General features: G+C 62.3%; 12 protein-coding genes. 5 read left to right on the top strand and 7 right to left on the bottom strand.

Going from position 1 to position 10,748, the window contains the following annotated elements; genetic code table 11:
- The 7 genes from QZ326_RS08550 to QZ326_RS08520 all read right to left on the bottom strand — a co-directional run.
- Positions 1-580 (bottom strand): PTS transporter subunit EIIC (locus QZ326_RS08550; protein WP_295743941.1); only part of this gene is annotated, 580 nt, incomplete at its 3' end.
- A gap of 41 nt (positions 581-621) precedes the next feature.
- Positions 622-2,334, bottom strand: coding sequence for a phosphoenolpyruvate--protein phosphotransferase (gene ptsP / locus QZ326_RS08545; RefSeq protein ID WP_295743939.1), 1,713 nt, complete (start codon positions 2,332-2,334; stop codon positions 622-624).
- 13 nt (positions 2,335-2,347) lie between these two features.
- Positions 2,348-2,614 (bottom strand): HPr family phosphocarrier protein, encoded by a 267-nt coding sequence (locus QZ326_RS08540; protein WP_295743936.1) that lies wholly within the window; start codon positions 2,612-2,614, stop codon positions 2,348-2,350.
- 82 nt (positions 2,615-2,696) lie between these two features.
- Entirely contained in the window at positions 2,697-3,440 is a 744-nt protein-coding gene (locus QZ326_RS08535; RefSeq protein WP_295743932.1) for a DeoR/GlpR family DNA-binding transcription regulator, read from the bottom strand.
- Between the two features lie 246 nt (positions 3,441-3,686).
- Positions 3,687-4,838: a mannitol-1-phosphate 5-dehydrogenase gene (locus QZ326_RS08530; RefSeq protein WP_295743929.1), complete on the bottom strand. Its 1,152-nt coding sequence runs from the start codon at positions 4,836-4,838 to the stop codon at positions 3,687-3,689.
- Between the two features lie 194 nt (positions 4,839-5,032).
- The gene (gene dpaL, locus QZ326_RS08525; protein WP_295743926.1) at positions 5,033-6,247 is read right to left on the bottom strand and encodes a diaminopropionate ammonia-lyase; all 1,215 of its coding nucleotides are present in this window, start codon (positions 6,245-6,247) and stop codon (positions 5,033-5,035) included.
- A 174-nt stretch (positions 6,248-6,421) separates the two neighbouring features.
- A complete protein-coding gene (locus QZ326_RS08520) occupies positions 6,422-7,537 on the bottom strand; it encodes a CapA family protein (protein WP_295743923.1) in 1,116 nt (371 codons plus the stop codon).
- 211 nt (positions 7,538-7,748) lie between these two features.
- Between QZ326_RS08520 and QZ326_RS08515 the strand changes: the two genes are divergently transcribed.
- The 5 genes from QZ326_RS08515 to QZ326_RS08495 all read left to right on the top strand — a co-directional run.
- Entirely contained in the window at positions 7,749-8,129 is a 381-nt protein-coding gene (locus QZ326_RS08515) for a zinc ribbon domain-containing protein (protein ID WP_295743921.1), read from the top strand.
- 12 nt (positions 8,130-8,141) lie between these two features.
- Positions 8,142-8,828 carry a 5'-methylthioadenosine/S-adenosylhomocysteine nucleosidase gene (locus tag QZ326_RS08510; RefSeq protein WP_295743919.1) on the top strand — a complete coding sequence of 229 codons (687 nt, stop codon included), beginning with the start codon at positions 8,142-8,144 and terminating at the stop codon, positions 8,826-8,828.
- 2 nt (positions 8,829-8,830) lie between these two features.
- Positions 8,831-9,292 carry an S-ribosylhomocysteine lyase gene (locus QZ326_RS08505; RefSeq protein WP_295743918.1) on the top strand — a complete coding sequence of 154 codons (462 nt, stop codon included), beginning with the start codon at positions 8,831-8,833 and terminating at the stop codon, positions 9,290-9,292.
- Positions 9,293-9,340: 48 nt separating this feature from the next.
- Positions 9,341-10,510, top strand: a complete 1,170-nt coding sequence (locus tag QZ326_RS08500) for a PepSY domain-containing protein (RefSeq protein WP_295743914.1) — start codon at positions 9,341-9,343, stop codon at positions 10,508-10,510.
- A 149-nt stretch (positions 10,511-10,659) separates the two neighbouring features.
- Positions 10,660-10,748, top strand: an 89-nt coding sequence (locus QZ326_RS08495) for a bL21 family ribosomal protein (protein ID WP_295743944.1), incomplete at its 3' end; no start/stop codon positions are given.

Genomic DNA, 10,748 nt, shown 5'->3' with positions numbered 1-10,748 from the left:
AGACGCCGTGGTTGATGGCGTTGTTCAGGAAGAGCACCTTGGCGGGCTCCACCAGCACGGCGGTGAGGGGCAGCAGGCTGTGGCTCACCAGGAAGCCCACGCCCTTTTCCAGAATTCCTGTGAGGAACACACAGGCGGGGCCGATGGCGTAGATGGACAAAATGGCCAGGATCGCGCCGATGATGCCTACGGAGAAGTTGTTGACCACCATCTCAAAACCGGCGGGGATATGGCCCTCCATCTTCTCGTCAAACTTCTTGATGCACCAGCCGCCTAAGGGACCGCAGATCATGGCTCCGATGAACATGGTGCTCTCGGTGGAGGCGATGGCGCCCAGGGTGGCCAGGGCGCCGGTGACGGCGCCCTTCTGGCCGCCTACGGCCTTGCCGCCGGTGTAGCCGATGAGAATGGGCAGCAGGTAGGAGAGCATGGGCCCCACCATGCTGTTGATGGTCTCGTTGGGGAACCAGCCCGCCGGGATGAAGAAGGCGGCGATGAGGCCCCAGGCGATAAAGGCCCCGATGTTGGGCATTACCATGCCGCTGAGGAACCGTCCGAATTTTTGAACGCGCTCTTTCATGGTTCAGAAATTCCTTTCTCTATCATTATGTTGTGAGAGGCTCACTGGGCGGTGGAGCCGGCAAGATACCCTTCCACCCCGGCCAGGGTGGACAGGCCCATGGCCTCCCCGGTGACCTTCCGCGCCTCGTCTCCCAGCCACTTGCGGATGGCCGCCCGGGTGGACAGCACCGCAGAGGCGCTGACGGAGAACTCGTCCAGGCCCCAGGTCATCAGCAGGGGCAGCAGGCGGGGGTCCGCCGCGGCCTCGCCGCACATACCCACGGGGATGCCCGCCTCCTTGGCGGCGGTGATGACGTTCCGGATGGACCGGAGCACCGCCGGCTGGAGGGGAGAGTACAGCTTTTCCACCTTCGCGTTGCCCCGGTCCACCGCCATGGTGTACTGGGTCAAATCGTTGGTGCCGATGGAGAAGAAGTCGCACTCCCGGGCCAGCAGGTCTGCGATGAGGGCCGCCGCCGGGGTCTCGATCATGGCCCCCAGGGCAATGTCCTTGTCGTAGTGGACGCCGGACTCCTCCAGCTCTTTTTTGCACTGCTCCAGCAGCTCCCGGGCGTCCCGCACCTCGTCCACACAGGTTACCAGGGGCAGCATGATCTTGATGTTGTGGTTCTCGGCTCCGGCCCGCAGCAGGGCCCGCAGCTGGACCTTGTAGAGCTCCGGCCGGTCCAGGCAGTACCGGATGGCCCGGTGGCCCAGGAAGGGATTTTCCTCTTTGTCCATGCCCAGGTACTCAATGGCCTTGTCGCCGCCCACATCCAGAGTGCGGATGATGACTTCCTTCCCCGCCATGATCTGGGAGACGGCCTTGTAGGCCTCATACTGTACGGTCTCATCCGGCAGGCTGGTGCGGTTCATGAAGAGGAACTCCGTGCGGAACAGTCCGATGCCCTCCGCGCCGGACTGGGCCGCGGACTTGGCGTCCTCCACGGAGCCGATGTTGGCGTACAGGCCGTACTGCCTGCCGTCGGCGTCCACGGTGGCCTGGTCCCGGTAGACCTCCAGGGCGGCCCGGCGCTTCAAAAACTCCTCCTGGCGGACCAGGTACTCGCCCCGGGTGCGCTCATCGGGGTTCAAAATGGCGATGCCCTCGCTGCCGTCCACAATGAGGCCGTCACCGTCTTTTACGGTGTCCAGCACCTTCTGGACGCTGAGTACCGCGGGCAGCTCCAGGGCCCGGGCCAGGATGGCGGAGTGGCTGGTTTTTCCGCCGGTGGCGGTGAGGATGGCGGCCACGTTCTCCTTTTTCAGCCCCACTGTCATGGAGGGGGTCAGGTCCTGGGCCACCAGCACGCTGCCGGCAGGCAGGCGGCTGAGGTCCACGCCCTCCGTGCCCAGCAGGATGGACAGGAGCCGGGAGCGGATGTCCCGCACGTCGGTGGCCCGCTGGCGCATCAGCTCATCCTCCACGGCGGCAAACATGTCGGCGTACATGGTGCAGATGCTGTCCACCGCCGCCTCGGCGCAGGCGCCGCCGTCGATGGCCTCCTGCATCTGGGAGAGCATGAAGGGGTCGGCCAGCATGGACACCTGGCCGGTGAGGATCTCGGACTCCTTCTGGCCCACCCGCTCCCGGATCTCCGCGGCCATGGCGGAGGTGCGCTGGTTGAACCGCTCAATGCCCTCCTGGAGGCGGGCCTTCTCGGAGTCCCTGCCGGAGTATGTGACGGCGGAGTAGTCCAGGCTCTCCTCCCGGACGCACACCGCCCGGCCCAGGCCGATGCCGTCAGAGGCGGCGATCCCTCGCAGAATCATCCTGCACCTCCTGTTACATATCGCCCAGGCCGGATTCCACCAGCTTCACGGCGGCGGCCAGGGCCTCGGACTCCTGCTCGCCGGTGCACTGGATTTCGATCTCGCTGCCCTGCTTGATGCAGGAGGCCATGAGGTTCATGATGCTCTTGGCGTTGATGGGCTTGCCGTTGAAAACGATGGAGACCTCGCTCTGATACTTGTTCATCTCTGTGACGAACAGCTGGGCGGGACGCATGTGGAGCCCCTGGGGATTGATGACCTTTGTCTTCGCAGATACCATGATGATTGCTTCCTTTCATAATAAAATAGTAATATCATTATGACCTTTCAATCATAAATCACTCAATTTCGGGCGTGGTTTCTCAGACCACCGTCACCTCGGTGTAGTCCTGAAACTCCCGGCCCGGGGCCCGGTCGGTGATGATGGCTGCCTCGTCAGCGTGGAGCACTGCCGCCGCGCCGATCCGGCCGAACTTGCTGGAGTCCACCAGCATATAGGCCTGTCGGGCCCGGGCGGCCGCCAGGGCCTTGACCGCCGCGTCCTCCGGGTCCGCTACGGTGAAGCCCTCCTTCACCGTGACGCCGCCGGCGCCCAGGAAGGCTTTGGTGAAGTGGTACCGCCGCAGAGAGTCCATGGTCTCCGCTCCGGCGGCGGCGGCGGTGTCCCGTTTCAGCGCCCCGCCCAGGACGTACACCCGCACATCCCGTTCCAAGAGCCAGAATGCGCACTCCATACCGTTGGTGACGAACAGGGCCTTGGTGGGCTTCAGGTGCTCCGTCATGCGCATCACCGTGCTGCCGCCGTCCAGAAAGACCACGTCGTCGTCCTCGATCAGGGCGGCGGCATACCGGGCGATGCGTTCCTTTTCCGGAATGTGGAGTCCCCGCTTGACGGACATCTCCGGCTCCTGGCTGAGGAACTCGCTGTTCAGCTGCACCGCGCCGCCGTGGACCTTGCTGAGCTTACCCTGGGCCGCCAGGGTGTTCAGGTCCCGCCGGATGGTGGCCTCGGAGGCCCCGGTCACCTGGCACAGGTCCGTGACGCTGACGGCCCGCCGCTCCGCCAATTCCTTCAAAATAGTCTCTGCACGCTGTTCTGCCAGCATCGCTTCACCCGCTCTCTTTGTGATTGAAAATGCTTGATTTGCTTGTGTGAGATTATAATACAATCTTTTACAATCAGAGTCAACTAAAAAACAATCATTTTCAATCACAAAAAAGAGTATATAAATTTGTGCAATATACCAGGGATGTAAAGAAATCCCTTTGGAAGATATGGAAAATTACCAAAAAAGATACGTTCCCGGCGCCATGCGGCGCCGGGAACGTGATTTGACGATACCAGATGATGGTTATACGATGGCCAATGCCCGGTAGACATCCAGAATGCGCCCGGTCAGCGGGTTCTCCGGCTTCAGCCCGGAGTAAGCCGCCAGGGCCGCTGCCGGCCCCTCGGACTGAACCCTCTGGAGCAGCTCTACGCTCTGGGGGTCCTCGGGGCAGTTAAAGCGGAGGGCCGCCGCCGCGCCGAAGATCAGGTGATCCACCGGCAGGCCGTAGGAGGCGGTGGTGACCAGGGGCTTGATGAGCCGGTCGCCGGCTTCCAGCTTCCGGATAGGCTCCCGGCCCACCCGCAGGACCTCGTCCTCCAGGAAGGGGTTCTGGTAGCGGGCGAAGATTTTCTCCACATAGGCGTGGTGGACGTCGGGGTCAAAGCCGAACTCCCGGATCAGGCCCTCGCCGCTCTCGGAGATGGCGGCGTGGACGATGCCGCCGATGGCGGGATCGGCGATACTGTCCTTGATGGTCTTGTAGCCCTTCATATAGCCAAGGTAAGCGCAGATGGCATGGCCGCTGTTGAGGGTGAACAGTTTGCGCTCCAAGTAAGCCATGAGGTTGTCCGCGAAGGTCAGGCCTGGAATGTTCGGCTTCTCGCCCTTCCAGGCGGCGGACTCCACGTCCCACTCGCAGTAGCGCTCCACGGCGGCGTCCAGGATGTTCTCAAAGCTGGGCTTGGGGCAGATGCGGTCCACGGCGCAGTCGGCAAAGCCGATATGCTCCTCCAGGAAGGCAGTCTCCTCCTGGCCCAAGTGCTTCACCACCTCGTTTTTCAGGCGGGTGGTGGTGCGCAGGCCGTTCTCGCAGCAGACCACGTTCATGGGGGCGGTGTTTCCGGCGGCCTTCCGGGCCTGGATGCCTGCCGCAATGGATTTGGCGATGACGGGCAGCACATTGGGGCCCACCGCCGTGGTGATGAGGTCGCACTGGGCCACCCGCTGGGCAAACTCCGGAGAGGTGGAGATCACGCCGTCCACGTTGCTGATGGAGGTCTCGCCGGCGTCCCGGTCCAGGATGTGAACGGTGTAACCGTGGTCACGGTTCAGCGCCTCGATGATGGGCTCCACCACGTCGGCGAAGGTGACATGCCAGCCTGCCTGGGAGAGAAGTGCGCCGATAAAGCCCCGGCCGATGTTGCCGGCTCCGATTTGGATTGCTTGTTTCATAGCTCCTCCTAATTTAATGGCGTTTTCCGAGCTGCGGCCCAGGGCCGCTGTCAAGGGGAGTATACCATGTTTTTCCCCTCTGAGCAAGGCGAAAAGCGAATTGGTTGACTTTGCTTGAAATTGATTGAAGGCCCCGCCGGGGTACTCTGGTAAGTTTCCCCGGCGAGGCCGTTTTATTTATTGAAAAAGAGCCGTCATACTGTGGCGTATTCCCCGTCCCAGATTACCTTCCGGAATTTCAGGGGGTCGGTATTGCCCTCGGTGGAGAACAGCAGCACCTGGCTGAACCGGTCCAGCCCGATGGACTCCCGGAACTCCCGGTACCAGTCGTTCTCCATCAGCTCGGCGATGAGCCCCATGCCCACCGCGCCGCTCTCACCGGAGATCACGGTGGGGTCGCCCTTCACGGGCACCGCCAGCATCCGCATTCCCCGGGCGCTGACCCAGTCGGGACAGGAGACGAAGGAGGAGACATGGTTGCGCAGGATGTCCCAGGAGATGGTGTTGGGCTCGCCGCAGGCCAGACCCGCCATGATGGTCCGCAGGTCGCCGTCTACTTTCCGGGGCTTGCCGTCCCCGGCCAGGGCGCCCTGGTAGAGGCAGTCCGCCGCCATGGCCTCCATGACGATGAACTTGGGGGGATCGTTGGGGAAGAGGTTGGTGAAGTAGCCCACCACGGCCCCGGCCAGGCTCCCCACGCCGGCCTGGATGAACACATGGGTGGGGCGGTTTACGCCCACCTGCCGCAGCTGGTCGGCGGCCTCGCTTGCCATGGTGCCGTAGCCCTGCATGATCCAGGAGGGGATCTCCTCGTAGCCGTCCCAGGCGGTGTCCTGGACGATGACGCCGTGCTCGGTCCGCTCCGCCTCGGCGGCGGCCAGACGGACGCAGTCGTCGTAGTTCAGCTCCTCGATGGTCACCTGGGCGCCCTCTTTGGCGATGTTGTCGAACCGGGGCTTGCTGCTGCCCTTGGGCATGTGGACCACTGCCTTCTGGCCCAGCTTATGGGCCGCCCAGGCCACGCCCCGGCCGTGGTTGCCGTCGGTGGCGGTAAAAAAGGTGGCCTGGCCAAACTCCCGGCGGAAGGCCTCGCTTGTCAGGTAGTCGTAGGTCATCTCGGACACGTCCCGGCCCATCTCCTGGGCAATGTACCGGGCCATGGCAAAGGAGCCGCCCAGCACCTTGAAGGCGTTGAGTCCGAAGCGGTGGGCCTCATTTTTTACAAACAGGCCGCCCAGGCCAAGGTATGCGGCCATGCCGCTGAGCTGGTCCAGGGGGGTGATGGAGTACTGGGGGAAACTGCTGTGGAAAAAACGGGCCTTCGCCACATTGGGCAGGGACATGACATCCAGCTGCCGGTCATCGCTTTTGGGCATATGGTTGACGGTCCACTTGATGGCCTCTTTCATAGCCGGTCGCCTCCGATAAAATTTATTTTTGGATCCTGAAAAATTTTTAGCTTCCAGGGACATGATAGCACAGAAAAAGAAAAAAGCAAGACAAAAACTGAAAAAAATTTAGGGAAACTCAAAATTTATTAGAAATACCGCCGGCCGGCCGTCTCAGCCGGCCGGCGGCGGTTCTCAAAGGGGAGATTCCACCTTTCCATCCATGAAATCCAGCACCCGCTGGCGCTGTTCCCCGTCGGTGATGGGAGCGGGGCAGTAGTTGTTCACTTTGCCGGTGTGGACATAGCAGGGGATCAGCTCTGCGGAGCTGCTCACCAGCGCACTGTCCTGCACTGTCAGGGTCAGGCGGTAGATGGCGGTGCGGTTTTGGGGATAACGGCTGCCGCCGTAGCAGAAGTTTCCCAGGGAGTAGACGATCTCCCTGTCCTTGTAGATCTCCCGGGGCTGGAGCACATGGGGGTGGTTGCCCAGCACCAGGTCCGCCCCGGCGTCCACCAGGCGGCGGGAGGCCCGGACTTTCCAAGCCTCCGGCGCGTGGACGCCCTCCGCACCCCCGTGGTAAAAGACGATTTGAAAATCGGACTCCGCCTCTGCCGCCTGGAGCCGCTTGACGATGGAGGCGGCTTGCCCCTCGTTCCACAGCCCGTTGCAGATCACGGCGATGCGAAAGCCGTTTTTCTCCAGATAGAGGGGGTGGGTGTTGTCGCCGTACTGAAGCCCTGCCTCCGTGACAGCCTTGACGGTATCCTTGTATCCGGCGGCGCCGTAGTCGCCGGTGTGGTTGTTGGCCAGAGAAACGGCCTCCACCCCGGAGGAGGTGAGGATGGCGGTGTTTTTGGTGCCGCTGCGGAACCAGAAGGCAGGGTCTGTGGTCTTCTCCCGGGGAGTCAGGGTCCGGTCGGTGAGCACGTTCTCCAGGTTTACCACGGTGAAGTCGTCCTCGTCAAAAATGGGCTTCACGTTTTGCAGGAAGTAGGACGGCTCCTGTTTTGCGGCGAAGTCCAGAAAGTTTCCCGCCGCCCGCTGGCCGTGGCCGGAGGCCAGCAGCATATCTCCTGTGAAGGACAGCACGATGGTGAAGGAGCCGTCCTCCTCCGGCGGGGACAGTTCCTCCGGTATTTCCGGCTCCTCCGGCGGGAGCTCTTCCGGGGGGATCTGGGGAAAGGGATGGCGAAGGACTGCCGCCTTGACCTGCGGGGGTTCCGGCGCCGCCGGAAGGGCGGGGGCCAGGGCGGGGAGGACCGTCACCCACAGGGCGGCCAGCAGACCCAACAGATATTTCAACTTCATGTCCGGCCCCCCTCTTTGCGGAATTGCGTTATATTAATCCAATATATCATTTCCCGCTGGGGAAGTCGAGAAAAATTTGCCGGTTCAGAGGCAGGGCTTCGGTGAAAAAGGATTTGACCTCCCGCTCCTCCGATGCTAAAATAGCACTTAGAGAACACCCGGCCGCCCCGGCGGCGGGAAAAACAGATGCGCGGAAAGGGAGGGATCTCTGGTGAAAAGTGTCAAGCCCGGACGGGGCCCGTCGGCCATGGGGGCGTTTGGGTCTGTGATCGGCGTGATCTTCGGCGTGATCTGGACCGGCGCCGCGGCATCCATGGGGGCGCCGCCGTTCTTCCTGGCCTTCGGCGTACTCTTTATCATTGTGGGGATTGTCCAGGCCGCCTATAACCTCAAAAACGCCACGGGGGAAAACCGGTTTTCCGAATATGACATCACTGAGGACGGCGAAGAGCCGGACCCCCTGGACCGCCGGGCTCGGGAGGAGCCGCCGCCGGAGGGCGCGTACCGCTTCTGCCCCTACTGCGGTGCGAAATTCAGCGGGGATTTCCTGTACTGCGGTAAGTGCGGCAAACGGCTGCCGGATTTAGAATAGGAGGGATGACCCATGAAAGTTGCGCTGCAATTCGCCATGCCTGTGGAGTTCCGCGCCCTGCCAGGGACGGAGGCGCTGGAGCCCTTTGAAACCGTCTCCGGCGTTCCCTTTTACGACCTGGGAGAGGGGCTGACCGCCTGCGTGGGCGGCGTCAGCAAGGTGAACGCCGCCATGGCGGCGGAGATTTTGTGCCTGAAATACGGCGTGGACCTGATTCTGAACGCCGGCATCGCCGGCTGCGCCACGGACCTGCCCACCGGCACGCTGGCGGTGGCCTCGGAATTTGTCCAGCACGACGTGGACACCTCCGGCGCGGGAGACCCGCTGGGCATGGTCTCCACTGTAAACCGGACGGAATTTCCCACCTGGGAGCCGGAGCGGTGCGCGGCGCTGCTGCGGACTATGGGGTGTGAGGCGGTTTTGGGCAGGGTGGCCACTGGGGACTGGTTTGCCGTCAAGGGGGAACGCTCCGCCTGGATTCGGGACACCTTTCATCCGGACCTGGTGGAGATGGAGGGGTGCGCCATTGCCCAGGTGTGCCTGCGGAACGGCGCGCGGTTCGTGTCCCTGAAATCTGTGTCTGACCATCTGTTCTATGACAGTCAGATGGAGGAGTATTTCGACTATGGCCAGGCGCTGGAGAACCTGGGCAGGATTGTGCTGCCATTTGCCAAATTATTACAGCAGGAGGAAGCGTGATTATGGAACGCATTGCCAGCTTTACCGTGGACCACAATAAGCTCCAGCCGGGGCTCTACCTCTCCCGCCGGGACGGGGACGTGGTGACCTTTGACCTCCGGTTCAAGAGGCCCAATACCGGAGACCTTCTGACCAACGCCGAGATGCACTCGGCGGAGCACCTGATCGCCACGCTTCTGCGGAACTCCAGGGAGAAGGACGCCGTGGTCTACTTTGGCCCCATGGGGTGCCAGACCGGATTTTACTTCCTCTTCGACGGCAGCCGCCTCTCCCTGGAGGGCGCAGTGGAGCTGCTGAAAGAGATCTTTGCCGCCGCCGGGGAGTTCCGGGGGGAGATGCCCGGAAAGAGCGCCAAGGAGTGCGGCAATTACATCAACCTGAACGTGGAAACCGGGCGGGCCGTCTGCAGGTTTTATGCAAACCTGATCGCGGACTGGACCGCGGAGCGGCTGTCCTACGATTGAGGAAATACGGACGGAGGCAATGTCATGGCAGAGGAGAATAGGAGGAATATGAAGCGTTATGGAATCATCGCCGCCTGCGGCGTGCTGGCGCTGACGGTGATTGCCGGCGCCTATTGGCTGGGCCGGTCAGCGGGTCCCGGCGGGGACATTGGAGAGGAGACGGCGAAGTCCGCGGCGCTGAACCACGCGGAGGTGGCGGAAAACGACCTCTCCAGCTACGAGATCTCCCGGGAGGAGAGCGGCGGAGCTCTGGTCTACGAGGTGAAGTTCAGGGCGGACGGCGTCAGCTACGACTACGAAATCAGCGCCGCTACCGGGAGCATTGTGAAGTTCAGCAGGGAGGCGGACAATACCGCTCCGGCGGCCCCGCTCCCGGAAGCCTCTGCCCCGGAGGATGGACAAATCGGGGAGGAGCGCGCATGGGAGATCGCCTTTGACCACGCGGGCGTCACGGGGGACTCGGCCGCCGGAGAACCGGCAAAGCTGGATTATGAAGCCGGCGCTCTGGTCTACGAGCTGAAATTTTTCTCGGGCGGGTACGAGTACGACTATGAGATCAGCGCCGCCGACGGCAGCGTGGTGAAGTTTGAAAAGGAGCCGGACCCCAGGAGTTCCCCGGGCCAGACGCCCGCCGGCGCCTCCGGAAGTTCTGCTCCGGCCTCCGGCGGAAGCTCCGCGCCCCAGGGGGGACAGAGCGGTGCATCCGGAAATGATATCGGCGAGGCCCGTGCCAAGGAGATCGCTCTGGCCCACGCCGGCGTGGCGGCGGACAGCACCTCCAATTATAAATGGAAGCTGGATTTTGACGACGGCATCTCTGTCTATGAGCTGGAGTTTTTCTCCGGCGGATACGAGTACGATTATGAGGTCAGCGCCGCCGACGGCAGCGTTGTGAAGTTTGAAAAGGAGGCCCTCGACGGCTACGCCGCGGCGCAGAGCGCCCAGGGGATCCTCACAGGGGACGCTGTCTCCTACATCAGCGAGGCCCGTGCCAAGGAAATTGCCTATGGTCACGCTGGCCTCACGGCGGATAGCGTCACCCGTTGCGCCGTGGAGCTGGACCATCACGACAGCCGCCACAGCGGCTACGGGTCTCATCACGGAACGGGGTGCTGCGCTTACGAGATTAACTTCAAATCCGGCGGATATGAGCACGAGTATAAAATCGATGCCGTCACCGGTGAGATTCTGGAGTTCGAACAGGAACTGGACGATTGAGGAGCCGAATTTTGGCAGGATTCTGCCAAAAAAGCGTTGACTTTTTGAGATTCCGCTGATATACTTGATAAGCCGCTTTGAATGGGTCTGAAAGCGTCCCTCCGGACCACCCCCGACAGCGAGCCCGTAATGAAGGAGTTGAAACAAGCATGAACGCAATCATCGTAACCGGCGGCAAGCAGTACAAGGTGGCCGAGGGCGACGTGGTCTACATCGAGAAGCTGGACCAGGAAGCCGG

The sequence above is a fragment of the uncultured Oscillibacter sp. genome, assembly GCF_910587525.1.
Classification (GTDB): Bacteria; Bacillota; Clostridia; order Oscillospirales; family Oscillospiraceae; genus Oscillibacter.
The sequence above is the reverse complement of the archived record's forward strand: the minus strand, read 5'-3'. Positions and strand labels throughout refer to the sequence as shown.

Excerpts from the sequence above, each read along its gene's own strand:
- ptsP (WP_295743939.1), bottom strand. The coding sequence starts at position 2,334 with ATGATTCTGCGAGGGATCGCCGCCTCTGACGGCATCGGCCTGGGCCGG.
- dpaL (WP_295743926.1), bottom strand. The coding sequence starts at position 6,247 with ATGAAAGAGGCCATCAAGTGGACCGTCAACCATATGCCCAAAAGCGAT.
- QZ326_RS08535 (WP_295743932.1), bottom strand. The coding sequence starts at position 3,440 with ATGCTGGCAGAACAGCGTGCAGAGACTATTTTGAAGGAATTGGCGGAG.
- QZ326_RS08530 (WP_295743929.1), bottom strand. The coding sequence starts at position 4,838 with ATGAAACAAGCAATCCAAATCGGAGCCGGCAACATCGGCCGGGGCTTT.
- QZ326_RS08505 (WP_295743918.1), top strand. The coding sequence starts at position 8,831 with ATGGAACGCATTGCCAGCTTTACCGTGGACCACAATAAGCTCCAGCCG.
- QZ326_RS08540 (WP_295743936.1), bottom strand. The coding sequence starts at position 2,614 with ATGGTATCTGCGAAGACAAAGGTCATCAATCCCCAGGGGCTCCACATG.
- QZ326_RS08510 (WP_295743919.1), top strand. The coding sequence starts at position 8,142 with ATGAAAGTTGCGCTGCAATTCGCCATGCCTGTGGAGTTCCGCGCCCTG.
- QZ326_RS08520 (WP_295743923.1), bottom strand. The coding sequence starts at position 7,537 with ATGAAGTTGAAATATCTGTTGGGTCTGCTGGCCGCCCTGTGGGTGACG.
- QZ326_RS08500 (WP_295743914.1), top strand. The coding sequence starts at position 9,341 with ATGAAGCGTTATGGAATCATCGCCGCCTGCGGCGTGCTGGCGCTGACG.